Annotated in this window: 19 protein-coding genes and 1 tRNA gene; 15 read left to right on the top strand and 5 right to left on the bottom strand. The window is 44.3% G+C overall.

Annotation, left to right across the window (positions count from 1 at the left end; all coding sequences use genetic code 11):
* The first annotated feature begins 20 nt into the window (after positions 1-20).
* Positions 21-431 (top strand): alternative ribosome rescue aminoacyl-tRNA hydrolase ArfB, encoded by a 411-nt coding sequence (gene arfB / locus OCV50_RS19225; protein WP_261905238.1) that lies wholly within the window; start codon positions 21-23, stop codon positions 429-431.
* A 40-nt stretch (positions 432-471) separates the two neighbouring features.
* Here the strand turns inward: arfB and OCV50_RS19220 are convergent, their stop codons facing one another.
* The 4 genes from OCV50_RS19220 to OCV50_RS19205 all read right to left on the bottom strand — a co-directional run bounded on the left by OCV50_RS19220 (position 472) and on the right by OCV50_RS19205 (position 4,812).
* A complete protein-coding gene (locus OCV50_RS19220) occupies positions 472-789 on the bottom strand; it encodes a helix-turn-helix transcriptional regulator (RefSeq protein ID WP_261904286.1) in 318 nt (105 codons plus the stop codon).
* 489 nt (positions 790-1,278) lie between these two features.
* Positions 1,279-2,376, bottom strand: a complete 1,098-nt coding sequence (locus tag OCV50_RS19215) for a S1 family peptidase (protein ID WP_261904285.1) — start codon at positions 2,374-2,376, stop codon at positions 1,279-1,281.
* 212 nt (positions 2,377-2,588) lie between these two features.
* Entirely contained in the window at positions 2,589-3,722 is a 1,134-nt protein-coding gene (gene gcvT / locus OCV50_RS19210; protein WP_261904284.1) for a glycine cleavage system aminomethyltransferase GcvT, read from the bottom strand.
* A 466-nt stretch (positions 3,723-4,188) separates the two neighbouring features.
* A complete protein-coding gene (locus tag OCV50_RS19205) occupies positions 4,189-4,812 on the bottom strand; it encodes a helix-turn-helix domain-containing protein (protein ID WP_032552608.1) in 624 nt (207 codons plus the stop codon).
* Positions 4,813-5,234: 422 nt separating this feature from the next.
* Here OCV50_RS19205 and OCV50_RS19200 point away from each other — a divergent pair, with 422 nt between their 5' ends.
* From OCV50_RS19200 to OCV50_RS19185, 4 genes are all read left to right on the top strand, one after another.
* Positions 5,235-6,530 carry a serine hydroxymethyltransferase gene (locus tag OCV50_RS19200; RefSeq protein ID WP_239839939.1) on the top strand — a complete coding sequence of 432 codons (1,296 nt, stop codon included), beginning with the start codon at positions 5,235-5,237 and terminating at the stop codon, positions 6,528-6,530.
* Between the two features lie 55 nt (positions 6,531-6,585).
* Positions 6,586-6,966 carry a glycine cleavage system protein GcvH gene (gene gcvH / locus OCV50_RS19195; RefSeq protein WP_239839938.1) on the top strand — a complete coding sequence of 127 codons (381 nt, stop codon included), beginning with the start codon at positions 6,586-6,588 and terminating at the stop codon, positions 6,964-6,966.
* A gap of 94 nt (positions 6,967-7,060) precedes the next feature.
* The gene (gene gcvP / locus OCV50_RS19190) at positions 7,061-9,940 is read left to right on the top strand and encodes an aminomethyl-transferring glycine dehydrogenase (RefSeq protein ID WP_261904283.1); all 2,880 of its coding nucleotides are present in this window, start codon (positions 7,061-7,063) and stop codon (positions 9,938-9,940) included.
* Between the two features lie 331 nt (positions 9,941-10,271).
* On the top strand, positions 10,272-13,034 hold the full coding sequence (locus tag OCV50_RS19185; RefSeq protein ID WP_261904282.1) for a TapB family protein: 2,763 nt from the start codon (positions 10,272-10,274) through the stop codon (positions 13,032-13,034).
* Between the two features lie 68 nt (positions 13,035-13,102).
* Here the strand turns inward: OCV50_RS19185 and OCV50_RS19180 are convergent.
* Positions 13,103-13,176 (bottom strand) — tRNA-Cys (locus OCV50_RS19180).
* Between the two features lie 491 nt (positions 13,177-13,667).
* Here OCV50_RS19180 and OCV50_RS19175 point away from each other — a divergent pair.
* From OCV50_RS19175 to OCV50_RS19130, 10 genes are all read left to right on the top strand, one after another.
* Positions 13,668-14,183, top strand: coding sequence for a sigma-70 family RNA polymerase sigma factor (locus OCV50_RS19175; RefSeq protein ID WP_261904281.1), 516 nt, complete (start codon positions 13,668-13,670; stop codon positions 14,181-14,183).
* Between the two features lies 1 nt (position 14,184).
* Positions 14,185-15,120, top strand: coding sequence for a FecR domain-containing protein (locus tag OCV50_RS19170; RefSeq protein WP_261904280.1), 936 nt, complete (start codon positions 14,185-14,187; stop codon positions 15,118-15,120).
* A 74-nt stretch (positions 15,121-15,194) separates the two neighbouring features.
* Positions 15,195-18,317, top strand: a complete 3,123-nt coding sequence (locus tag OCV50_RS19165; RefSeq protein WP_261904279.1) for a TonB-dependent receptor — start codon at positions 15,195-15,197, stop codon at positions 18,315-18,317.
* A 188-nt stretch (positions 18,318-18,505) separates the two neighbouring features.
* The gene (locus OCV50_RS19160; protein ID WP_261904278.1) at positions 18,506-19,828 is read left to right on the top strand and encodes a PKD domain-containing protein; all 1,323 of its coding nucleotides are present in this window, start codon (positions 18,506-18,508) and stop codon (positions 19,826-19,828) included.
* A gap of 193 nt (positions 19,829-20,021) precedes the next feature.
* Complete coding sequence (locus OCV50_RS19155; protein WP_261904277.1) at positions 20,022-21,401, top strand: PKD domain-containing protein; 1,380 nt, start codon at positions 20,022-20,024, stop codon at positions 21,399-21,401.
* Positions 21,402-21,546: 145 nt separating this feature from the next.
* Positions 21,547-22,275, top strand: coding sequence for a Slam-dependent surface lipoprotein (locus OCV50_RS19150; protein ID WP_239839916.1), 729 nt, complete (start codon positions 21,547-21,549; stop codon positions 22,273-22,275).
* Between the two features lie 54 nt (positions 22,276-22,329).
* Positions 22,330-23,811 carry a surface lipoprotein assembly modifier gene (locus OCV50_RS19145; RefSeq protein WP_261904276.1) on the top strand — a complete coding sequence of 494 codons (1,482 nt, stop codon included), beginning with the start codon at positions 22,330-22,332 and terminating at the stop codon, positions 23,809-23,811.
* A 107-nt stretch (positions 23,812-23,918) separates the two neighbouring features.
* Entirely contained in the window at positions 23,919-24,764 is an 846-nt protein-coding gene (gene exbB, locus OCV50_RS19140; protein ID WP_261904275.1) for a tonB-system energizer ExbB, read from the top strand.
* 1 nt (position 24,765) lies between these two features.
* Complete coding sequence (locus OCV50_RS19135) at positions 24,766-25,188, top strand: biopolymer transporter ExbD (protein ID WP_261904274.1); 423 nt, start codon at positions 24,766-24,768, stop codon at positions 25,186-25,188.
* Positions 25,189-25,193: 5 nt separating this feature from the next.
* Positions 25,194-26,165, top strand: a complete 972-nt coding sequence (locus OCV50_RS19130) for an energy transducer TonB family protein (protein ID WP_261904273.1) — start codon at positions 25,194-25,196, stop codon at positions 26,163-26,165.
* Positions 26,166-26,193 lie beyond the last annotated feature (28 nt).

The raw sequence follows: 26,193 nt of genomic DNA, 5'->3' as shown, positions 1-26,193 counted from the left end.
TTTTATGTTTATCAATGATTATGCTGCAAATATCGAATAACGTCTCTATTCAAACTTGGGAGATTCAACTGACCGCAATTCGTGCTCAAGGTGCGGGCGGGCAAAATGTAAACAAGGTATCCAGTGCGATTCACCTTCGTTTCGACATAAAACACTCTACGCTGCCTGATTTTTATAAAGAGAGGTTACTGGCTTTAAAAGACAGTCGCATTACTGCTGATGGCGTCATTGTGATTAAAGCGCAACAATTCAGAACACAAGAGCAGAATAAAGAAGATGCGCTCAATAGGCTAAAAGCGTTAATTCTTGAGGCAACAAAAGTAACGAAGGTAAGACGTGCAACCAAGCCGACAAAAGCATCTCAGAAGCGGCGCTTAGAAAAGAAAAAACAGCGCAGTAACACTAAACAACTGCGAGGCAGAGTGGATTAAAGTGATATGCGTTTCCCAGGCGCTATCTCAACTCATCTATCTAATTCGCTCTAGCTAGCGACAAGATCAACTTGATCAAGAGCCTCCTCTGCTCGTCAGTTAGTAGCCTCGAAACAGCCGCAACGTCTTCAACCGCTATTTGACCCGCTTCTAAAGTATCCATAACGACCTCTAAGTCCGTTATCGCTAGTGACCGTGTTAGAGAGCGATACTGCGACATCTTAATATCAGCCTCGCCCCTTTCGATTCTCTGGTACGTTTTCAAGCTCATCCCAGCCATCGACGCGAGTTTTTCTTGTGAAAAGTTGGCTCGTTTTCTGCGTTCAATAATTGCCAACACAATAGGTTCATTGGTCATAAGCCACCTCCTAAAAGACACTTATGTCCTATTTTCAGCAAAAAGCAGACCAAATTGGGCATAAACTATTTACATAAACGCCCAGTAGCATATGATGCACCGCCTAAAAAACGTTATATTTCAATTAACTTGTGTTACTTTATAAATTTAGCGCAATAAATAAACAAACTTAAACCATTCGTGGGAAGAAGAAATAAATTGCAAAATGCAAACACTAGCGATGCAAAAAGAAACATTGCAAGTCGCTTTAAAATTATATTTCCCTGTATCCAACAGTTGCTAGAAACATCAAACCCAGCCGCCGAGATCGTCAAAGTTCAATTTAGGCTGCTTACATACAAGGAGTTATTACTTCATAGTCACAGCTTGAGTAAAGAAGATGTAGACAAAGGCTTTAATTCATTGACATCAGAAGAGAAAAAGATCGCTCAATTAGGTGTGCTACACATAAATAAAGCGATCTCAGAAATTGACGAGTTATTGGCAGGGTTAGCGTCGAGAACCTTGTAGAGCTCTAATAGTGCGAGTTCTTCTTAAACCCAGTGCAAGAAGAGCTCCCAACAATAATGTCGACAACGCACCACCACTACTTTCACTGGTACTGCTGACAGTTTGAATACTGCCATGTTGATTTAAGTAAGCGGTGCGTTTTAAATTGGTAGATGTTGCTTTTGGGGTTTCATTACCATCGAGCACGCTGGTAATCCAAGCATTGAAATCGTTGACCTCAGTAAATACTGAAGTCGCTCCTACGGTTGGATCACCACATTGAATTGGGCCAAAACTAGTAATTCCGACTTGTACATAGTCGCTACCATCATTCCAATAAATAGGCCCACCAGAATCCCCTTGACAGGTTCCTCCATTCAGGCTGTTTGAATCGCTAGTTTTTCCATCGAAACAAATCTGACTTTGAGTTAATTCTTCACCAAATATCTTTACACACTCAGTATTCGTAATTAAATCAAGAGCTACTTTTTGCAAACTAGTCGTCGCATCGAAACCTGATTGAGTATCACCATGACCCACGGCTACAAAGCTACCCGGGTATAGAAGTCGGTAGTCATTTTCATCCCAGTCTTTGTCTTTGGGTAAAATCACAGCTTCAATATTGGAGTTAACACTCATATCCTCACTTAGCTTCAGAATCGCTACATCATTCGCTAATAGGCTCTTGATATCATTATTATAATCATTACGATAATAAACTTCAGATATGCGGTAACGCTGAATATTTCCAGCCGGATAGTCATCAACATCTTCTAACTGTGGCACCACTACAGTAAACAATTGCGCTCTTTCGTTACCATAAATACAATGCGCAGCGGTCAGTATATGTTGAGGATCGAGAATTGTTGCGCCGCAATACGGGTCAGTATAGTAGACGCCATCATATTCAAAACTGTCTATGAACAGACTGGCGATTGATGGGAAATCTGAAGTCGAGGCATTGGTGCCATTTACGATAAAGGGAGAGATATCTACATTTGATTCTGTTGCTGTGACTGTATCAGCGCACACTGCAAAACTTCCAATCAAAGGAAGTGCTCCTACCCACATCCACTTCTTCGATAGTGTGCTTTTCATGACCACTCTCCTACACCTTCAGGATACTCTTATTGACTAATCTTCAGTATAGCGGCTTAAATGATGAAATATTAAGTAATCAATGGATCAAATGTGATGCATCCCCAAGATGATCAATAAGTTATAGAAAAGCAAACCCCCTTACCATCCACCATATGAATAGTGGCTAATAAGGGGAATGCGAAAAACAATCGGTTAAAAAATATTAACGATTAGCCACGGTAGTAGCGTTGAGGTACAAATGGCATTTTCTCTACTGTCATTGCCAGCTTCTTACCACGTACTTCAGCAAAGACCTCTGTACCAATTGCGGCAAGATCTGTGCGTACATAAGCCATTGAAACAGGCTTACCGGCGTTCGGGCCAGCAGTACCACTTGTTACCACACCGATTTTGTTTCCTTCAGCGTCAAACAGCTCTGCGCCTTCACGCACTGGTGCTTTGGTTTGACCAACAAGGCCAACGCGCTTACGTTGAACGTCTTTGGTTGCTATCTGCTCTAGAATGATGTCTGCACCTGGGAAACCACCAGCACGCTCACCGTCTGTGCGACGAACTTTCTGGATACCCCATAGTAGGCTTGCTTCTACCGGTGTCGTTGTTGTATCTAGATCGTGACCGTATAGACACAGACCACACTCTAGGCGTAGCGAGTCACGTGCGCCAAGACCAATCCACTCCACTTCCGCTTCTGCTGTCAGTTTGCGAGCTAGCGCATCAGCGTGGTCATTTGGTACGGAGATTTCGTAGCCATCTTCACCCGTGTAACCACTGCGGCTTACGATGCACTCAACACCGTCGATATCTACTTTTTGTACGTCCATGAACAGCATGTCCGCTACGCTTGGTTGGAAACGAGCAAGTACCTCTGATGCTTTAGGGCCTTGTAGAGCAAGTAGAGCTCGATCGTCGATCACTTCAAGCTCTACATCACTTGGAAGGTGTGCTGTTAGGTGGTCAATATCTTGAGTTTTACAAGCGGCGTTTACAACAACGAACAGGTGGTCACCTAGGTTGGCTACCATAAGGTCATCCATGATACCGCCCTGCTCATTAGTAAAGAACGCGTAACGTTGCTTACCAGAAGGTAGGTCGATGATGTCTACTGGAACTAGAGTTTCTAGAGCCGCTGCTGCATTTTCACCGTGAAGACGCAATTGGCCCATGTGAGAAACATCAAAAAGACCTGCTGCGTCACGTGTGTGTAAGTGCTCTTTCTTAACGCCTAGTGGGTATTGAACTGGCATATCGTAGCCAGCGAAAGGAACCATCTTTGCACCAACTTCTACGTGCAGTGCATGCAGAGGTGTTTTTAACAGGTCTTGAGTTGCTTGTTCTTGAGTCATTTTATTCTCCATGAAGCGTTGCAGGTATCCAACATCGACGCTGCCGCTTTTATCTCTTTGTAGAGTAGCTCTCTATCTAGTAGTAAAGATGAGAACAGTAAGAAAGAAGGAGGTGGCGATATGGCCTCTATCGCTTGTCTTTCTATATAAGAAGAGTGCTCTATTATAGAAAACCAAAAAATAGTGAAATGGACACATTAGGTCACCTTCCAAGAATTCACTTCAGTAAACATCAATCAACATGAGTAAACCGTGTTCACTATAGTAAACAAGCCTGAATCAGTTTTACACCCTTAACAAGATCAAAACAGTCCAAAATGTGACATTTAACAATTTTAAAACAAATATGACAGACACAAAAAAGCGTGATATTGATGCTTTTACCATCTATATCACGCTAATTAAAAGACGTTTACAACAAAAGCAAACGTTTGCTTTCACTATAAGAAATTTAAAAACTTTACATTTATTTTGCAGTCACCCACAGAATCAACGCATCTTCTGTACTGGTAGAGATAAGCATGTGACCCATATTTGCATCATAGTACATGCTGTCTCCTTCACTCATTGGAATAGGCTCATAGAATTCTGAATAGAACATGATGTCGCCTGAGATCACCATCAGGAACTCTTCACCATCATGACGTACCCAGTCGTTATATTCTTCAAAGGCTCTTGCTCTTACTCGGCTCTTGAACGGCATCATCTTTTTATTCGATAATTCCGTTGCCAGAAGCTCATGTTCATAAGTAGGAGTTGGGTGGGGTTTACCCTGCCCTGCCTTAGTTAAATCACGACGGCCTGTAGCAACTTTTTTTCTTGGTGGCTCAAAGAGTTGCGGCATATCTATTTGTAAGCCCATCGCTAGCTTTTGCATCGCTTGGAAGGTCGGAGATATCTGCTCATTTTCGATCTTGCTGAGCGTAGAGCGCGCAAGGCCGGTTCTCTGACTCGCTTCTTCTAATGTAATACCCAACTTACTGCGGATATCTTTTATGCGCTGCCCTAGTCTTAATGGCTCAATATTCTGATCTGGCGTCTCTTTTGCCAAAGTCAAAGATGGGTACTCATCATAAATGTCTTCTGACATAGGTCCCTCGTATTATTTCTGCATCCTGTCTATAGAATTCATTGTTGCACGAAGCGCTTTGTTGATTAAAGACCACGCAAGAAAATAAAGCGTGCTCCCAGTAGCAAAACAAGAAAATCTGTTTCCTATTGGAAATTTTTATTGAAAATTGAATTTAACGGCGTTATGTTATCGACTTGTTAGATGAAGAGATGCTACTTCAGCTTGCACTAAATGACAGATTTAACATTTAAAGCAGCTGTTTTTACCCCACTTTTAGGGGAACCAATTTCGCACTGCATTGACCCTACGTTTGGTCGCTTGCAATCAATATTTAAGGCTTTTGTTCCATATTGACGCAAACGATTACAATGCAGAAACCAACGCAAGACCTAATGGACACATAAAAACAATATCCATTAGTTAATTGAAAGGTCTCGACAATGAACAACGCATACCAAAACCATAGCTTAGACAGTTTTTTCTCTACTAACCTATCGGCAACTGACGACGCAGTATTCGCTGGAATCCAGGCAGAAAACGCACGTCAAAACGAACAGATCGAACTAATTGCTTCTGAGAACATCGTTTCTAAAGCAGTTATGCAAGCACAAGGCACTTGCCTAACTAACAAATACGCTGAAGGTTACCCTGGTCGTCGCTACTACGGCGGTTGTGAACACGTAGATACAGTAGAAGCGATCGCGATTGAGCGTGCTAAAAAACTGTTTAACTGTGAATACGCTAACGTTCAACCTCACTCTGGCGCACAAGCTAACGGCGCTGTAAAACTGGCGCTTCTACAGCCAGGTGACACTATTCTAGGCATGTCTCTTGATGCAGGCGGCCACTTAACTCACGGCGCACGCCCTGCTCTTTCTGGTAAATGGTTTAACGCCGTTCAATATGGTGTAAACCGCGACACACTAGAAATCGATTACGATGCAGTACGTGAACTAGCTGTTGAGCACAAACCAAAAATGATCATTGCTGGCGGTAGCGCAATCCCACGCACTATCGACTTTGCTAAGTTCCGCGAAATTGCAGACGAAGTTGGTGCGCTGCTGATGGTCGACATGGCACACATCGCTGGTCTGATCGCGACAGGTGCACACCCTAGCCCACTTCCTCACGCTCACGTTGTAACAACAACTACGCACAAAACACTGCGTGGCCCACGTGGCGGTATGATTCTGACGAACCACGAAGACATCAACAAGAAGATCAACTCTGCGGTATTCCCAGGTCTTCAAGGTGGTCCACTAATGCATGTTATTGCTGCTAAAGCAGTCGCGTTTGGTGAGGCTCTAGGTCCAGAATTTAATACTTATATCGATTCAGTGATCAACAACGCAAAAGTTCTTGCTGAAGTATTGCAAACTCGCGGTTGTGACATTGTGACTGGCGGAACAGACACACACCTAATGCTGGTTGACCTTCGCCCTAAAGGTTTGAAAGGTAACGTAACTGAAGAAGCATTAGAGCGTGCAGGGATCACATGTAACAAAAACGGTATCCCATTCGATACAGAGAAGCCTATGATTACTTCTGGTATTCGTTTAGGAACGCCTGCTGGAACCAGTCGTGGTTTTGGTGCTGAAGAATTCAAACTCATCGGTGAGTGGATCGGCGATGTACTAGATGGCCTTGTAGAAAGCCCTGAAGGTAACGCTGAAGTTGAGCAACGCGTACGCAAGCAAGTTAAAGAATTGTGCAAACGCTTCCCGCTTTACCGTTAATAGAACACTTTTTATTTTTTAAATTAACACCTCATAAATTTTTGGAGAACAAGCAATGGACAATACACTTAAGTTTGCAGACAGCCACGAGTGGGTTAAAGACAACGGTGACGGTACTGTAACTATCGGTATTTCTGAGCACGCTCAAGAGATGCTAGGTGACGTTGTATTCGTTGACCTACCAGAAACAGAAGACGAAATTGAAGCTGGTGAAAGCTTCTCTCTTGTAGAGTCTGTAAAAGCAGCATCTGACATCTACGCGCCTATCACTGGTGAAATCGTTGAAATCAACGAAGAATTAGAAGATAGCCCAGAGCTAATCAACGAAGAACCTTATGAAGGTGGTTGGATTGTTAAAGTGAAGATGGCTGACGCGTCTGAACTAGACAACCTAAAAGATGCAGAAGAATACCTAAACTCAATCGACGAAGATTAATTAGGTAACCCGTATACGATGAAGCTGCTCTTTGGAGCAGCTTAATTTTAGGGGCTTGCTCACGGTCCCTATCTAGAGAAAGTAGAACGATATCATGACTGAATTACTTCAAAGCCAATTACTTAAAGATTTGGGTACTCAAAACGAGTTCGTTGCACGCCACAACGGTCCAAACAAAGCAGACCAACAAAAAATGTTGGACGCGATCAACTCATCTAGCCTTGATACATTGATCGACGAAACGGTTCCTGCGCAAATTCGCCTAGAAAAACCAATGACGCTTGCTGCGCCACTGAGCGAAATGGATATGCTGAGCTCGCTTAAAGAGATCGCTAGCCTAAACCAAGTTAAGCGCACTTTCATTGGCCAAGGCTACTACAACGCATTCACGCCAAACGTTATTCTACGTAATGTTTTGGAAAACCCAGGCTGGTACACAGCTTATACGCCTTACCAACCAGAAATTTCTCAAGGTCGCCTTGAAGCACTGCTTAATTACCAACAAATGGTCATGGACCTAACAGGCATGGAAATCGCGAACGCGTCTCTTCTTGATGAAGCGACAGCGGCTGGCGAAGCTATGACTCTGTGTAAGCGTGCGGGTAAGAGCAAGAGCAAAGTGTTCTTCGTTGCTGACGATGTTCACCCACAAACACTAGAAGTTGTAAAAACTCGTGCTGAGTACATTGGCTTCGAAGTTATGGTTGGCGCGCTAGAAACACTTCCTGAACAAGACGTATTTGGTGCACTTGTACAATACCCAGGTACAACTGGTGAAGTTCGCGACCTAACAGACATTATTGCTAAAGCGCAAGCAAACAAAACCCTAGTTACAGTAGCGACTGACCTACTGGCTTCTGCTCTACTTAAGCCTGCGGGCGAAATGGGCGCAGACGTAGTAATCGGCAGTGCACAACGCTTTGGTGTTCCTATGGGTTACGGCGGTCCACACGCTGCATTCATGGCAACGCGTGATAAGCACAAGCGTACAATGCCAGGCCGTGTGATCGGTGTTTCTATCGATACCAACGGCAACCAAGCGCTACGTATGGCGATGCAAACTCGTGAGCAACACATTCGCCGCGAGAAAGCAACATCAAACATCTGTACTGCTCAAGCCCTTCTGGCAAACATGGCTTCATTCTACGCGGTTTACCACGGTGCAGAAGGCCTACGTACTATTGCTCGTCGTACTCACCATATGACAGCGATTCTAGCTGCTGGTCTAACTAAGTCGGGTTACGAGCTAACAAACAACAGCTTCTTCGATACCATCACAATCAACTCTGAAGAGAAGACCGAAGCACTGTACGCACGTGCTCAAGCTGCAGACATCAACCTGCGTCTACTTCCTGGTAAGATCGGTATCAGCCTAGATGAAACTACTACGATCGATGATATCAGCGCTTTATTCGCTATCTTCGACGTGAAAGAAGACATCAACGCACTTTCTACTGACATTGCTGCTAATGAGTTTGCTGCAATTCCAGAAAACTGCCGTCGTGAATCTGAGTACCTAACGCATCCAGTATTCAACACGCACCACAGCGAAACGCAGATGATGCGTTACCTAAAACAGCTTGAGAACAAAGACTTCTCATTAACGCACGGCATGATCCCACTGGGCAGCTGTACAATGAAGCTGAACGCTGCTGCTGAGATGATTCCAGTAACATGGCCTGAGTTTGGCTCAATTCACCCATTCGCGCCTCTAGAGCAAGCGGCAGGTTACACTGCACTAGCAAAAGATCTGAAAGAGAAGCTATGTGAAATCACTGGCTACGACGATTTCTCTCTGCAGCCTAACTCTGGTGCTTCTGGTGAGTACGCGGGTCTAATCGCGATTCAACGTTACCATGCAAGCCGCGGTGAAGGTCACCGTAACGTTTGTCTAATCCCAAGCTCTGCGCACGGTACTAACCCTGCAACGGCATCTATGGTTTCTATGAAGGTAGTGGTTGTTAAGTGTGATGAAGATGGCAACATCGACATGACTGACCTAGCAGCTAAGATCGAGAAGCACAAAGACAACCTATCAAGCATCATGATCACTTATCCTTCTACGCATGGCGTATACGAAGAGCAAGTGAAAGAAGTGTGTGAACAAGTACACGCAGCGGGCGGTCAGGTTTACCTAGACGGCGCAAACATGAATGCTCAAGTGGGTCTAACTTCACCTGGCTTCATCGGTTCTGACGTATCTCACTTGAACCTACACAAAACATTCTGTATCCCACACGGTGGTGGCGGTCCAGGTATGGGTCCAATCGGTGTTAAATCTCACCTAGCGCCTTTCCTACCGGGTCACATCGAAAATGGCGTGCAAGGTTCTGACTACGCGGTATCAGCAGCAGATCTAGGTAGTGCTTCTATCCTACCTATCTCTTGGGCTTACATCGCGATGATGGGTGAACCAGGTCTGACTGAAGCGACTAAAGTTGCAATCCTGAACGCTAACTACGTGATGGAAAAACTGCGTCCTCACTACCCTGTTCTTTACCGTGGTACTAACGGCCGCGTTGCGCACGAATGTATTATTGATATTCGTCCACTTAAAGAAGAAACAGGTATTAGTGAAGAAGACATCGCTAAGCGTCTAATGGACTACGGTTTCCACGCGCCTACTATGTCTTTCCCAGTTGCTGGCACGCTGATGGTTGAGCCTACTGAGTCTGAAGACCTTGAAGAGCTGGATCGTTTCTGTGAAGCAATGATCGCTATCCGTAACGAAATGACAGCAGTTAAGAACGGGGAATGGCCACTAGATAACAACCCATTAGTGAATGCACCACATACACAAGTGGACTTATCAAGCGAAACATGGGACCGCCCATACTCTCGCGAGCTAGGCTGCTTCCCATCTCAAGCTTCTAAGAACGCGAAATACTGGCCTACTGTAAACCGTGTAGACAACGTATACGGTGACCGTAACCTAATCTGTTCTTGCCCAAGCATCGAGAACTACGAAGACTAATTTCGTATACTCTAAATAATCAAAAAGCGAACCATTTGGTTCGCTTTTTTGTTTTTGGTCATACTGCCTCTGTTTACAAGATTTTCAATACTATGTTTTAGGTGCATATACCCTGCACGATATGCGACCAGCCTCACAAGAACCATAACAACCATAACCTGTTTTGAATTATCACTCTAATTTATTGATTCAAAATGATTTAGCTACTTAAGAAATAAATAGAATCATAAAAAATTGATAAAATGGAGATTTTCTTTTGAATACATTTAATTCATCGTCATTGGCTATACGGTGTTTCAGTTGTAAAAAACTCTTCCACTTTTTGCTTCTCATGATCAGTACATTAGGCTTAGCTGCATGTGGTGGCGGCGGTAGTGGCGGAGGTGGTGATACAGCAGTAGCCCCATCATCAACAAACAGTATGTTGCCCACATCAAGTGAAACTAAATGGTACTACTCAAATAGTACCGAGCAGACATATGCGACGACAACACAAGTAGCAGGCGCTACGGCTCAAGTGCTTAATTACCCGACGGGTGGCAAGGAGTACTTCATCACCAAAGAAGACAGTATATCTTTGGCAGGGTTTTACTCTCCCTATGTCAATGTATATGGTGTCGGTACTTTCACTGTTGATTTTCGCTTCAATCAACCAATTGAACTTCTATCTAACAACGCCATTGCCGCTCAAAAGAATTTTTCTGCTTCTGGTACCGCAAACATTAACCCGACATACGGTGTGCGCGATGTAACGATCTATGGCAACAGTGCAGTTGTCGGCACAGAGACTGTTACCGTACCTTTTGGCACTTTTGAAGCTACGCATGTGAAGTACGATCTAGACATAAATGCGACTATCGATGGTTATAGCTTTAACATCCCGTCAAATGTCGAGCTTTGGTTTGTTGAAAACATCGGTATAGTTCGCCGTATAGAGCAAGGTGTTACACTTGAATTAACAGACTTTACAGCTCCTGACACAGATAACGATGGCATACCTGATAACCTCGACCAGTTTCCAAATGACAATACAGAGTCAGTTGACACCGACGGGGATGGTATTGGAAACAACCAAGATCCCGATGATGACAATGACGGTGTTTCCGACGATAAAGATGGCTTACCATTAAACCCGAACGAGCAAATAGATACTGATAATGATGATATTGGTAATAACGCCGATACTGACGATGACAACGACGGAATTGAAGACAGTCTCGATCTATATCCTCTAGATGAAACTCGTCACGACAAATTGTCATCAAACCTTACCGAGTTAAACCTTAATACGACGCTAGGTTCACTCAACTCCATCACTCAGCAGCTATTAATTTCCGGTTCCAACATCGATTGGTCTTTGACTAGTGATCAAGCTTGGTTGAAGTTTAACAAAACGTCAGGTAATGGCCCCGCAACTGTCGTTATATCGATTGACGCGACTCAACTAGATTTAGGTCAACACAATGCTACATTAAGTCTAAATAATGAGTTTGATGGAACTAAAACTGACATCAATGCTACTGTAGAACTCTTGCTTCCAGAATTTTCATTCAGTAACTCTAATATCGGTTTTGATATAACCGATGGTTGGCAACCACTGTCAGAAAGCTTAGAGATCAGTTTAAATACTGGAGAGCAGAGTTACCCTGTTAGCTTAACTTTACCTGAAGATTTTAATATCAGTTCTCTAGCTGAAGTGTCAGGCTCAGCGCAACAAGTTGATGTCCATTTGATCTCTCCGCTCAACCTAGCAGAAGGAGAAAACCACAGAACCATTGAAGTAAGCACCAATGTCCTCGGGCACCAAATAACCGAAACCATCAACGTCAATGTCTTGGCCTCAAGGCATGCTCTACTGATACCTGACAGAGGGGTTTCTCTCACAAAGTTCCCAACCAAAGAGAAGCTTAGTGCACAGATCGACGTTCTAGATAGCTACAACCTACCTAATACAGCTTGGACTGCGACTACCTCTGCAAAGTGGCTGAGTGTGACACCATTCGGTACTACCTCAGATAAGCTTGTGGTCAGTGCCAACGTAGATGGACTAACTAATGACACTCTTTACGAGACTGAAATAATAGTTAGTGCTGAAGAAAGCAACATAGTTAACAGTGAGAGCATTAAAGTCGCTCTTTGGATCGGAAGCAGCGACCCAGAATTAAGAAGCACGATTATGGGCGAGTTCTACCAATTAGCTGCCGACCCTGTTAGACCGTATATCTATGCAAGTCACGGTGAAGTTGAGTCAACTGAAATAAGTATTTATCACACCCATACGCTTGATTACATTGCAGGGCTAGAACTAGGTGGTACACATCGGTTCGGGCATATGCAGATAAGTGAAGATGGCCTGTGGTTGTATGCAGGTATCGATGGCGATAACATTGCCGTGTTCGACTTAGTAAATCAATCACTCGTTAAAGTATGGCAGGGACATAGTACACTTGCAGATATGTTTACACTTGTTGAGCCTTCAGGTAAGCCCTTAATACTTTCCTCGCACGCTAGAGTTTATGAGCCGCAAACAGGTCAAGAGCTCACTTCAGAGGAAGATTCTATTTATGCTTATGGCACTGGGTATGTAGATGCAAGCCTATACAGTAATCGCTTCTGTAGTATTGACAGTGGGTTATCACCATACACTCTCGCTTGTTATGAGATTAGCTACAACAACTACCGTAACACGGTAAACATTAAAACAATTGGGGAAGTTGCTCATGGTACGGGATCAAATGGCCGTGCCATCGCCGTTAACAAAGACGGCTCTACGGTCTATGCAGCTAGTGGCTGGCCATATAACTTCCTTGCTATTGATATTGATACAATGACTGTTCGCGAATCACTCCCTGCCGATGCATACCCGAACGGCATCGCTATGGGTGAGAATGATGAAGTGCACGGAATTATAGATGGGTATTACGCATCTAAAGACTTTTGGATCTATAACCCAGACGGTTCTGAACGCTTCAGTGCAGATGCCTCTGGCTACTATAATAGCTTGATAAAGACTGCGTTAGCTGTTTCAGGTGACGGCTACAAAACATTGACGTCCGACGGTAAAGAACTGATCATTATGAGCAGCTACGAATGAATTAAAAGATAATTTAATTCAGTCAGATCGAAAAAGCCCGCTACTTCAATAGCGGGCTTTTTTAAATTTGGAGGCGCCTCCCGGAGTCGAACCGAGGTCCACGGATTTGCAATCCGCTGCATAGCCACTCTGCCAAGGCGCCAAATTGTGCGAGTTTTAAGAGTTCGACTCTGTTCCCTATTACGAGTAAGTAGAGGTACCCCACGCCGGGCTTAATGGTTCGACATTTCGGTCGGCACAGTGCGAACGCCAAGAGATTTTAAATACCAATTCCACCACAGATCAACACAATCATGCGATGGCAACACGATCTCTCATCGGCTTGTACCGCGAGAAAGAAACGCACTTTAACGGTTTTACTTTTTATATTAACCATCATTTTAGTTAATTGATTCAAATGGTTATAAAGAGAGCTTAATCGGATAATCTATAACCGCCCCATCAATTAACGTTACGTTTAAACAGATCTTCTCCGGTTTTTTATTTAAACATCATTCAAGTAAATCAAAGATTTGAATGAACTCTCAAATTTACTCAATTTATAAAAAACATGTAGCACATTAGAAAATTTCTGATATATTCACCGCCCCAATGATAATAATTATCATTAAGATTGGTAAGGAGTATTAGGGAATGACCGTAGCGAGCAACAACACCTCACACAGCGTGGACCAAATGTACCAAGAGCATCACAGCTGGTTATCGGTGTTTATTAAACGACGCTTAGGATGCCCTGACACTACGGCGGATCTAGTTCAAGATACTTATCTCCGCTTGTTAACCAGAGGTAAGCTGCCTGAATACAAAGATTCAAGAAAGTACCTGACTCATATCGCTAAAGGATTAGTAATTGACCTTTATCGAAAGCGTCGTGTGGAAAGTGCTTATTTAGAGCTCATTGAGCAAGAACCATCACTTGTCGCCAGCTCTCCGGAAGACCACACCATCGTGGTTGAAGCACTTGTTGAGATCGATACGCTACTCCACAAACTTCCAATCAAAGCTCGCCAAGCACTGCTTATGAGACAGCTCGAAGGCAAAAGCTACAAAGAGATCGCTTTCGAACTTGAAGTATCAATATCGTCTGTTGAAAAATATGTGGCTAAAGGCCTTCAAGGTTGCATGTTAGCCATGCTCAACGAGGGTTAAAATGCAGCAATTACCCCCTGAAACCATAGAGCAAGCGTCAATTTGGATGGCGCGCCTTTGGGCTGATGATGCTACGCAACAAGAACATGACGCGTTCGAGTGTTGGAGGCTTGCCCACCCTAATAACGCCTTGGCATGGCAAAAACTAGAACTTCTACAAAGTAAGTTTTGTGCCATTCCTAAAGGAACAATCAGCAAGCAGGTCTTAACGCGTAAACCTCCAAGACTCAGCCGTCGCGAATTCTTATCCATAAGCGCGCTTTCGTTCGTCGCATTAGGTTCAGGCATGGCGATTTACAGACCATCGCCAACAGGCACTGAGTATTCTACCGCAACGGGCGAAATTCGTTCAATGAGACTGCTCGATGGCACAGAATTGGCGCTCAACACCGATTCTAAATTGTTCGTTGATTTCAACAATCATCAACGGACTATTCACATTGAACGTGGCGAAGTCATGATTACTAACACGCATCATCGTAGCCCGTTAACAGTCTCGACTTCACAGGGTTTGGTACTGCCTATCGATACCCTATTCAGCATCCGCGAGTACGCAGACACCACTCAGGTCTCTGTTTACGAAGGTGAAGTCGAAATCCAACCTATGCTAGGGATGGGGAAACCGCATCTTTTAGCAGGGCAAACTGCCCACTTCGATCGCCGCACAGTATCGCAGCCAAATCAAACCCAAGATTCAGACATGCTTTGGTTGGAACATAAAATCATGGCGGAAGCGACACAGCTCAAAACCTTCATCAACGAATTAGGGCGTTATCGACGCGGCATCATCAACGTCGATGCCAGTGCCGCAGCACTCAAACTTACCGGTGTGTTCTCGACCAAAGATATTGATAAAACCTTACACAATATCAGCCAGATACTACCGGTAAGAATCCACTACCGAACTCCTCTTTGGGTCACTATCACAGCCAAGTAAAATTTTATTACGGATTTCTTATTCTTGTTCGGTGTATCTGACAGTCAGTTAGAAATCCCGATAAGGAAATTACGGTGCCAAATACCAAGCAGCGCTCGCTACTCTCCAAATTTACCACGCTAAAAATCGGTGTCGTTATATTGAGTTTTCCTTTTGCTTCCCACGCTGCAGAAGACCATCAATATAATATTCCAGCAGGCACCCTAGATAGTGCTCTTAACCACTTTGCCGTCGAATCGGGTATCGAATTTTATCTAGATTCCTCACTCTCTTCAGAGCTCTACAGCCAAGGTTTAGTCGGCCAATACGACAACGAACAAGCGCTTTCTATGCTGTTGACCAATACCGGTCTGCAAGCACAAAAACAGTCTGATGGTGTTTACTACCTCGTACCGACTACAGACTCGATGACACTCGATGCTATACATGTTCGAACCCATTTTGATGATGCCTATCAAAGAGACACTGATGGTGAAATGGACGTGTACGACAAAGACATCGCGACCGCTTATCTCGGCAAAGAAGAGATCGAACGTTTCAAAGGTACCAGTGCGGCAGATTTGTTTACCGGTGTCGCCAACACACACAGTGGCGAAGCACGAAATGGCGGTGGCAGTATCGACCCGAATGTTCGTGGTGTACAAGGCTTTGGACGTGTACCTGTTGTTATCGATGGTACTGAACAAGGTATTTCAGTGTATAACGGCTACCGTGGGTCATCGAACAGAAACTACATTGACCCCAACCTCATCGGTAGTATGACCGTCTATCAAGGTGCTCAGTTAAACTCAGAGATCAATACCTCAACAGGTGGTGCCGTGAAAGTGACGACATTGCAACCGCAAGATATCGTTGAAGAAGGTGAACAATTTGGTATTGAGTTAGTTGCCGAAAGCAGCAGTAACTCCATCGAGCCAAACAAAGCTCGACTGCATACCGGAAAACGTTGGCAAGATGTCCCTGCTTATGCCGAGCTAGGTGGTGTTCCACTGTACGACGATCCAGAACTTCGCTTCCAAACCAGAGACAACAAAACAGATAATCCCTTCAATGGAGAAGACATCGCCTACCGCCTCGCGCTCGCTGGAATTGAACCAAAGTTTGACTGGTTAGCCGCATACGCATACCGAAATAGAGGCAACTACTATTCAGGTACCAGCAAAGCTGACTTTTATTCGCAGCCGTTTGATGGTGACGCAAGTGACCAAGTCGCGGGACGAAATCCACTCTTAAGGCCTGAACACATGGCGTTGGTCCACTACCCTGGCCACGAAGTACCCAACACATCGGCTGAAATGGAGTCAGCACTGTTAAAAGGTACAATCAATTTCAGTGATTACTACAAACTGCACGCCAGTATCCGATACACCGAAAGTACTCACGGTGAGATTTTGGCGAGTCGTTCAGACTACCGAAATTCTGATGGACTCGCTCAGTGGCCGCTTGCAAACGCAAAAATGCAAGCCTACACCTTGAAATTTAGAGCTAACCCTGAACACGATTTGCTAAACCTAAGCACCAACTTATGGCTGACAAAAACAGATTCACGCAGCAATACTGGTTATGGCTTCCCTAACTTCGTGAACTACAAAAGCGATACGCCTGACATCATCATAAACACATCCGTCGTTAACCGAGATGAGCAAAGGTACGGGTTCGATTTCAATAACAAGATGCTACTGACAGACTCGATTGATATGACATTGTCGGGTAGTTACGTGATGCACGAACTGAACCCTAAAGAGGGCCTAGCCAACCTTGTCGATTTCTATGGTGGTGCCGTCCGTGCCGGTGAAAGAGAAGAATACAACGGCGCTGTAAAGATTGAATGGCGTCCATATGAATCCATCGTGTTAGATTCTGGTGTCCGTTACATCTCTTATAATGCGACAGATTACTATATCGAACATCAAGTAAACTCCGGCGACCTTAGTTCTCTGAAAGAGTACAAGAAAGACGGTTACCAATTAACGTATCAAACGTTAGAGACCTATGCTCCAGAAGAGATCGCGCAAAATATAGCAAATGCTGAGCATGAGGTGAGAGTCACTTTCACGCAACAAAACCTCAATACTGAGATAGATAGACTACAAAACTTGATCGTTATGTTCCCTGATCAAGCCAGTGAGTACCAAAGCCAGCTAGACGAACGACAAGCAGAGCTCGCCAATTTCGATGCTATATTGCAACAAAAGCTACAAACCCAAACTGAAGCGGCGCAAAATCAAACCACTTTCATCGAGCACCATGCATCCAATTGGTTAACCAATAGCGACAACGAGCTCGACCTGGCGAATAATGCTTGTCGTATTGCCATGCAACAAGAAAACTACATCAAAGGCAGCTGCAAGGCCAAATCACTTGAAACTTCTGAAGAGTACAACACTCAATACAAAACAAGCGGTAGCGGTTGGATGCCTTCTGTCACAGCCACATGGCTAATCAGCGATAACAGCCGAATTTACACCCGTTACGCTGAGACGTTACGTTTCCCAAGCTTATTTGAAAGTACTAGTGGATTCAGCAGTAACCCCATCGCGAGTGCTCCACTACAACCTGAACGAGCCAAACTGTACGAAACGGCCTACATTCATTACTTCGATAACGCGAGCTTTAAGCTGACCTATTTTGATCAAACCATTGACGATGTGATGGATAGAGACCGTGACAGTTATAACTTCACTAACCTAGATAGCCAACGAACCAGCGGTATTGAGATCAATGGGCAGTTTGATAACAGCGATTATTTTGGCGATGCCTCAATTGCTTACAACTTCCGAAACGAAGTTTGTGACAGAAACTCAGCCGCCCAAGGTTATATAAAGGATGTAATTTTAGGCAATACCCCATCTGAAGAAACCTGTGTTCGTGGTGGATTTTCAGAAGGAAGCTTCCTTGCTGCCCATGCAGCACCTGAATATACAGGCAGTATTTTACTAGGTACTCGTTTCTTTGATACCGACTTAGAAACAGGCGTACGTACCAACTACGTTTCAGCGAGTCATGAAGATGAGATCATAAAAAGAACTGAGGTGATTACTTATGATGCCTACGTCAAATATGCCTTCACAAAGAAACTGAGTGCTGAACTGATTGGTAACAATTTGTCTGATGTTTATTACTTAGATACAGGTTCGGTATCAGGTATGCCCGCTCCAGGCCGAACATTAACCTTCAAACTAAGTGGTAAGTTTTAGTAAAAAGACCACTGATATTGCCTTTCAGACTCGTTTGGAATCAAACGTATCAATCAAAACCATAATAAAACGCCTTTCGGGGCGTTTTTCTTTACGGGTTTCTCATCTTGATTCGGTATACCCAATGAAATTGACATTTGCATGGCTGATTTCAAACAGCTTTGCCACTCATGATTAGGACAAAACAGATGACTTCAAAACTAAAATGGACCTTACTTGCCGCCGCTATGCCAGCGCTTATCGCATGCGGTAGTGGGAGCAGCGATAACAGTTCAGGCTCTTCAAACAACGCAACTGTAGAAAAATCTCATGCCAAATTAGGCAAGCGAGTGCGCTTAGATGCAACCCAAGGTTTAGATACCTACAACGAAAACATGACGTTTGAATGGAAGCTCACAAGCAAACCTGATGGCAGTAACGTTGCACTTAACGCTAACAAGGCCATTTCACCTTACTTCACTCCAGATGTTGTTGGTGATTACACATTTGAATTAGAAAGTGCGATATCTGGCACTTCAAGTACCACAAAGCAAACCATTGAAGTCACTGACGCATCACAAAACGTCGCGCCAATCATCGATATTGCGACACCACCAAGTGTTGCTCTAACTAAATCTATCGAAATTCCGTCCAACGCCGTTGACCTCGATGGCGATGTTTTGACTTATCAATGGGCGCTTTTATCAAAACCGGATAATGCGACGACGAAACTCACGGGCAGCGAAACATCAACAGCAGTACTTCTGTCTAACACTGCCGGTGACTACAAACTGAAATTAACCGTGAATGATGGTTATGAGAGCGTTAGCCAAGAAGTTACTGTGTCATATTCAGCAGAAAACATTGCTCCTGTCGCTAATGCGGGTGGCGTAAGATCTTTAGAGATCAGAGAAACAGCAACCTTAGATGGCAGTGGTAGCTACGACGGTAATGAAGATGCGATTACGTACACGTGGAAACTACTTTCTAAGCCAGAAAACAGTACGGCTGAACTGTCAGACTCTACAATCGCGAAACCAGATTTTACACCAGACCAAGTGGGTGATTACCTCTTCTCGCTGTCTGTAAATGACGGTGAATTCACCAGCGAAGCCGATATAGTTCGCTTGACCGCAAGTGCCATAGGCAGCAGCGAAATCATCTTTACCTTTGGAGATGAAAAAACAGTACATCCCCTACCTTACACACCGACGCCGATCACCCTAGATAAAACCATCACAGGTGATGCACCCGAATACGTTCTAGTGGGAACTTATACTCTAGAGGCGGTTGGTAAGGACTACACCATTAGTGAAATTACTGAAATGGACTTCAGAGGTGAAGATTATGCACCGAAAATGACAGGGATAGAACTAAACCAAGTCCTACATGCAGGGGATGTGGCTTACGTGAAAATGTGGGCAAAATCGACGACTGGCGCACGAACCAACGTTGTATATTCGTTCATCCTTGATAGTGATTTCTCAAACTACATGGGCGTTGCTTACGACTTAAGTGCTGAGGCGAACTAAGTTCACTATTTTCCAAACCAAGAGCACAACCTTTCCAAGCTAAAAAAACGTATCTTCCAAACTAAAACTACGAAAAGCGCGAACATTCGCGCTTTTTTTTATTTTTGGATTACGGTTTTTTCATTCTTAAACGGTATAGCAAGGAAAGGCAAAAAACGATGACTTAACATTCTAATCTCGACGGTGTATTGCAATGCATGGCTATACTTACAAGTTTCTAATAATTCTCTCTTTCGCTTTCATTACGGCGTGTAATGGAAGCGCTTCTGATTCATCACCGACAAGCGACCCGAATAATCAAACTCCGATCGCTATCGCTGGCATCAATCAACAAGTTAAAGTTAATCAAGTCGTCCACTTAGACGGCTCTCGCAGTGTTGATTATGACAACGACCTCATCTCTTATTCGTGGTCATTCTCAGAAAAACCCGCAGGAAGCGAAGCACAACTTTCCAGCTTGGAGGCCATCAAACCGACTTTCGTTGCGGATCATATTGGTACTTACTACCTTTCGTTGGTGGTCAACGATGGCCAAGTCAACAGCCGCCCAAATCAAGTGAAAATAGTGGCTAAACCCGACCAAGACAACTCGCCACCGGTGGTCTCACTTACCCCAACGTACAGCGCGCCCCTATCGCAATCAGTCAAACTGTTTGACACATCCACGGATGCTGACGGCGATGAACTGTACCGTCAATGGAAAATTATCGACCAGCCAGATGGTAGTCAGCCTAGCCTCAGTAAATATGAGGGCAAATACCCCGACTTAACTGCTGATGTGGCAGGTGACTATGTGGTGGAATTAACCGTCACCGATGGTTTCTTATCAACTAAGGCGACCACAACCGTCACCTTTAATGAAAACCATCAAAACCGCCCTCCAACTGCTAATAATACCCAAGCCATGTTGGCCATTGAAGGTATGACGGTTTCTTTCACTGCCAGTGAAAGTTATGACCCGGACGGCGACCCCCTCACCTTTAATTGGTATTTTGTGTCAAAACCGCAAGGGAGCAATGCAACTATTGCGAACCCTAGTGCTGAAACCACAAGCTTTGTTGCCGATGTGAGCGGGCAATTTGCTGTCAGTGTCGAAGTAAGTGACGGCGAGTTCACCGATTTACCTGGCAGACCTACATACGTGCGCGTTGCTTCGTTAAATGGCCCGCACGCAAAAGTCTTTCTGAGAGATGAAACCGAACCTTTACTTCTACCTTTTGATGACGAGAAGAGCATAGATCTAACCAATGATACTGGAGAAGTGCCTGAGTATTACACTTTAGGGGCCTATACGTTTGAAGCCGTCGAAAAAGACATCACTATTACCGTGACTTCCTTGACTGACCTTAAAGATATCGTACAGCCCATCATAAGAACCCCTTTCGGTGAACTCGCTAAGTCTGATGTTTATGTAATTCCAGCAGGTACCCGTGAAACCCTGACTGTGCTTTCTCCCCCAACCCAGAGCAAACTCACTCGAGTGCTTTTCGAATTTGCCTGGAGTTTAAATGGGCCAAATGACTTTACGCTGATAGAGCGCGTCGGCGGCGACTACAATTTCATTAGCCGATAAAATTTTATTAAAAATTACGATTCTCTATTACGGTTTTCTCTTTCTTAAACGGTGTAATAGTTGAAAGCAAGCACGACATCTGTCGCGCGCACCGGATGTTGGGTTTGCTTTTTTACTTATCATACTCAATTTAAAAGGAATCAAAATGAAACCAGTTCAACTTTCATGGATCGCGGCTGCAATGATTGGCCTTAGCCCACTTGTACAAGCAGGTTTTGATGGCGCGATTAGCGACGACTCTCTACGCCAGGTTGGTGAATCTGAAGTTTACGTCCCACTGTTTCACGCAAAAGGTAAGGCCGGCATTGGCAGCTCAACAGGTAAGCGCGTCGATTTCGATGGACTAGCAGGTAATATCTTCAGTAGTAAAGAGCGAAATAATGTACATACTTCTGGCAGTAAGCACTTTAGTTCATCATTTTACAACTTTGCACAAGCGGCTAACCAAGACGTTTGGTTTGGTGAGTGGTATGAAGGAAGACAAGATAAAGAATACAACAACCGTACTGTTTACTATGTAGGCGACAATACTGGTACCACTGTGCCTACTTCAGGTAGCGCGACGTACAACATTACTGGTATTAACCACTTTAGCGGTAGTAACCAGCTTGCAGGCACGTTTACTGCTGATTTCGCTCAACAAACTCTAACAGGCGACATTGCTAATGCGTCTCTATCTATCAATGTGGATAGCACGATTGATGCAGCAAGCGCTTCGTTCAATGGTACGGCAACAGCCAACCAAGCAGGTGTGACAACTCAAGGTATATCTCAAGGTCACTTCTTTGGCGCAGATGCAGCAACACTTGCTGGTATTGCGACTTTTGCTGGCAACTCTGATCTTGATACTGCATTCGGCGGTGCAAAACAGTAATCACCTTCAATGGCTAAGAAGCAGCTTCGGCTGCTTCTTTTTAATGAGCACCACATGAACTCCAACACCACTCCACTTATACGTTGCCTACTATTGTCTTGCGCCTTTTCTTCACCTCTTTCTTGGTCTCAAGACACAGATACGCAGTTTCGTATTGAACAACGAGACGCCCTGTCGGCTCAAAACAAAGAACAAGCAATACTTGAAGAAGAGAACCAGCGCGAAGCTAACTCCCAAAAACCAGCCCAAACTGGACACCAGATCGACACAAACGATTTGAATCAAGTCGCGAAAGCTCTTCATCTTGCTGTTCGTTATCGTCAATGGGTTCAAGCTAGCCAGTTACTGGAAATCTATCGACAATTTGAACAGCCTGACCCACTGTTACTGAAATACGCTGACGGCGCAATCTCTCGAGCTAAAGGTGATCTGGAACACGCCCAACTCGCATTCGAAGACGCATTAGCCTTACAACCCAATTTTATGCCCGCGCAGTTAGAGCTAGCTCGAGTCTTGTTTGAAAGTAACCAAAACCGAGATGCGCTCAATCTGTTCAATCAAATTAAATCAAAAATACCCTCACAAAATCCGAGAGCTGCTGGTGTGATACGAACCATCGACAGCTTTACCCAAGCGCTTATTGCTCGCGACAGCTGGAACGGTTCTGTGGCGATTGGCGGTTCTTTTAATGATAACTTAAACAGCTCTTCTGAATCCTATACCTGCCTGGTGACATCCGACACAGGTCAGTGTCTCTTTGACCGTGTCACGCCTAAAAAAGAAAAAGCCTATGGGGTCGATTTTGAAGCGAGCATCAATAAACGTTTCTCTTTGTCTCGACACCACGGTATTCATTTACAAGGCCTAACTTATGGCACTAACTACGGGAACAACAGCAATTACAATGAACATACTTCTCGAATCGGCTTCGGGTACAGTTTTCATGATCGCTTCAACAAAATATCAATCGGCCCCTCTTTTGAACTAAGTCGTTACGCGAACAGCTCTGTTTATTTCAGCTCAGGAGTCAAGTTAGACTGGCTTAGAACAACCAGCCAAAACAGTGCCCTTAAATTCGAGTTCAAAGCCGACTATCAAGACTACATCCCAAGTTTAGTCAGCTATCAAACAGACTGGCAGTTGACTTCGTATCTTACTTATTGGTACCAATTTAATCATGACCTATTGTTATTCGGTGGCATAGACTGGACAGGTAAACAGAACAAAGAACAAGTTCATGCTTACGAGCTTTATGGCGGTAAAATTGGCTTGAATTCAGATGTGATTCCTTGGGTTGATCTGACAGTTTTTGGATCGTTTAGACATCGTGACTACCAAGGCTTCAATAGCGTTCTGAGCGAAACGCGTAAAGATAAAGAGCAAAATTACGCGCTCTCTGCTTCGCTAAAAGATATCAAGTTATTCGGTGTTACCCCTTCATTGGTTTGGAATCATAAAAGAATAAAAAGCAACGTTGATTGGCTCTACACCTACCAACAAAACGAAATCACTATCAAGTTCACTAGGCGTTTTTAAAATAATTAAAATTTCTTTACGGTTTTTTTAATCTCATTCGGTATAGGTAGCGACAACGTGGAAATTTGTTCCACCAGCCTAATTCAACCCCTAGTGAGTGCTACCAAATGACAACGCTTTTTTTTCGTATCGCGTCAGCGTTTCTAATGCTGACGTTTTCCCACTATTCTTTGAGTGATACGTCAATTCAACCTATCTCCGATACTGTGGTCTCAAACCAACAAATTGCCCCTCCTTCAAATCCATTGATCACCCACGATCTTTCGCCGATGGGAATGTACCATGCTGCAGATTGGGTGGTGAAGTCGGTAATGATCGCTTTGTTAGTCGCCTCCATTTTGAGCTGGGCAGTCTTTATTACTAAACAGATACAGCTGGTTCTTGCTACGAAAAGAACTAAGCAACTATTAGCGACTTTAGTGACCGCGGAGACTCTTCAGCATGCGGAATCCGCCCTCACACTACAAACAGGACAAGAAGTCTCCGTTGTGACCGCTGCACAACACGAGATCTATATGTCCGGTCAAGGCTCTGCGACTCATAGCGGCATTAAAGAACGCGTTCAATTAAGACTTGAGCGAGTTCAAGCGGAGTTAACCCGAGACATGACGTCACTAACCGGCATTTTGGCAACCATTGGTTCAGTTAGCCCATTCGTCGGCCTATTTGGTACAGTCTGGGGAATTATGAATGCGTTTATCGGCATCGCGAAAGCCAAAAGTACGACGCTTGTAGTTGTGGCCCCTGGTATAGCTGAAGCACTACTCGCAACAGCGATCGGTTTGGTTGCCGCTATTCCTGCGGTGATGATGTATAACTATTTTTCTCGACGTATTGGACACTACAAAGCACTCCTAACAGACGTGTCTGTTGCGACCATGGTACTTGTTAGCCGAGATTGTGACCGCGATACTAATGAAGAGTCGCCATCACAATTAAAGAAGGTGGTGTGATATGGGATTTCAAACATCTTCAGACAGCGATGATCTGGTGGAAAACCACGATATCAACGTGACGCCTTTGGTTGATGTTATGCTCGTTCTACTTATCATTGTGATGGTAGCAGCACCATTGGCGACCGTTAATGTGCCCGTCGATCTTCCTTCATCTTCTGCTGAAGCCACACCTTTACCTGATGAACCTTTGTTCCTTACAGTTGGTAAGGGGCTAGAGCTAACATTAGGTGAGGATAAGACTTCAACGTTAGAACAGCTACCATTTGATCTTCCGCTAATTATCGAGGACCAAAATCAGAGGATTTATCTAAGAGCTGACAAAAGCATTACGTATGACGAACTGATGAAAGTCATGAACACACTTGTACGCGCCGGATACAGCCAGATTGCGCTCGTTGGTTTAGAAATGCCACGGGGGTAATAATCATGAGTATTTTTGCCACCTTAAGTGTCAGGTCACGTAAGCCTCCTCGACCTTGGTTTGTCGTCGGTTTTGTATTGAGTGTTGCCCTTCACTTATTTGCACTTGTTTATTACCTCTGGACACCTGAGTACGATTTTGCCCCGCCTCCGCAAGCTGCACCCATTAAGGTTACGATTGTTGCCCCTCTCGCGATGGCAAAAATGCCAGTAGAAGATACAGAGATAGGCGAAAATCAACCTGAGATAGTTCAAGAGCAGATGATCCAAGCTGCAACGGTTGCGGAGATACAGCCAATCGTCAAACCAAAACCTGTGAAAGAGCAGCCAAAGTTTGTTGAGGTTGAGAAAGCAAACGCGCTTTCATCAGCAATAAACCAAGAGGCTAAGCCGGAAAAAGAAACGAAGACTAAACCCGAGGAGCCAAAACAGATTGTGAAAACGCCTGTACCACCTAAAAGTCGTCCAGAGCCTCCCGTTGTCAAAAAGACGAAACCTAAAGTCACCCCCGCTCCCCCAAAGGCGATTGTGAAACCCGTTCCGATTGAGAAACCGCGCCCAATCAATGATGATCTCAAAGACCAGAAGCAAATAGTACAATCAGCAAAATCTCAACCTAATTTAGTGGCTGAAAATAGCCAGCAGCAAGCAAGTGCTCTGCGGATTGGACAACTCTCTGAAGCGGGGAAAGCAGCCAAAATTAATTGGCAGCAAGCCCTTCATGCACATCTTGAGCGAGAAAAGCGTTACCCCAGAAAAGCAAAGCGCATGAAGAAGAAAGGCATGCCAGTTATTAAATTTACAATGGATCGCCAAGGCAATGTAATTGACGTTGTGTTGGTTAAAAGTTCAGGTACACGTTCATTAGATAACGAAGCTGTCGACCTTGTTTACCGCGCTCAACCATTAATTAAACCCCCGACGAGCATAACAGGTGCACGCTTAAGCCTTACTCTTCCTATCAATTTTAGCTTTTGAGTCATTTATATTTGAACAGAGACGCTAT

This window comes from Vibrio fortis (assembly GCF_024347475.1).
Classification (GTDB): domain Bacteria; phylum Pseudomonadota; class Gammaproteobacteria; order Enterobacterales; family Vibrionaceae; genus Vibrio; species Vibrio fortis.
Note: the sequence above shows the minus strand (reverse complement) of the source record. Positions and strands in the feature narration are given on the sequence as shown.

Bases quoted from the DNA above. Each gene is read 5' to 3' on its own strand.
- arfB (WP_261905238.1), top strand. From the start codon at position 21: ATGCTGCAAATATCGAATAACGTCTCTATTCAAACTTGGGAGATTCAA.
- OCV50_RS19220 (WP_261904286.1), bottom strand. From the start codon at position 789: ATGACCAATGAACCTATTGTGTTGGCAATTATTGAACGCAGAAAACGA.
- OCV50_RS19215 (WP_261904285.1), bottom strand. From the start codon at position 2,376: ATGAAAAGCACACTATCGAAGAAGTGGATGTGGGTAGGAGCACTTCCT.
- gcvT (WP_261904284.1), bottom strand. From the start codon at position 3,722: ATGACTCAAGAACAAGCAACTCAAGACCTGTTAAAAACACCTCTGCAT.
- OCV50_RS19205 (WP_032552608.1), bottom strand. From the start codon at position 4,812: ATGTCAGAAGACATTTATGATGAGTACCCATCTTTGACTTTGGCAAAA.
- OCV50_RS19200 (WP_239839939.1), top strand. From the start codon at position 5,235: ATGAACAACGCATACCAAAACCATAGCTTAGACAGTTTTTTCTCTACT.
- gcvH (WP_239839938.1), top strand. From the start codon at position 6,586: ATGGACAATACACTTAAGTTTGCAGACAGCCACGAGTGGGTTAAAGAC.
- gcvP (WP_261904283.1), top strand. From the start codon at position 7,061: ATGACTGAATTACTTCAAAGCCAATTACTTAAAGATTTGGGTACTCAA.
- OCV50_RS19185 (WP_261904282.1), top strand. From the start codon at position 10,272: ATGATCAGTACATTAGGCTTAGCTGCATGTGGTGGCGGCGGTAGTGGC.
- OCV50_RS19175 (WP_261904281.1), top strand. From the start codon at position 13,668: ATGACCGTAGCGAGCAACAACACCTCACACAGCGTGGACCAAATGTAC.
- OCV50_RS19170 (WP_261904280.1), top strand. From the start codon at position 14,185: ATGCAGCAATTACCCCCTGAAACCATAGAGCAAGCGTCAATTTGGATG.
- OCV50_RS19160 (WP_261904278.1), top strand. From the start codon at position 18,506: ATGACTTCAAAACTAAAATGGACCTTACTTGCCGCCGCTATGCCAGCG.
- OCV50_RS19155 (WP_261904277.1), top strand. From the start codon at position 20,022: ATGCATGGCTATACTTACAAGTTTCTAATAATTCTCTCTTTCGCTTTC.
- OCV50_RS19150 (WP_239839916.1), top strand. From the start codon at position 21,547: ATGAAACCAGTTCAACTTTCATGGATCGCGGCTGCAATGATTGGCCTT.
- OCV50_RS19145 (WP_261904276.1), top strand. From the start codon at position 22,330: ATGAACTCCAACACCACTCCACTTATACGTTGCCTACTATTGTCTTGC.
- exbB (WP_261904275.1), top strand. From the start codon at position 23,919: ATGACAACGCTTTTTTTTCGTATCGCGTCAGCGTTTCTAATGCTGACG.
- OCV50_RS19135 (WP_261904274.1), top strand. From the start codon at position 24,766: ATGGGATTTCAAACATCTTCAGACAGCGATGATCTGGTGGAAAACCAC.
- OCV50_RS19130 (WP_261904273.1), top strand. From the start codon at position 25,194: ATGAGTATTTTTGCCACCTTAAGTGTCAGGTCACGTAAGCCTCCTCGA.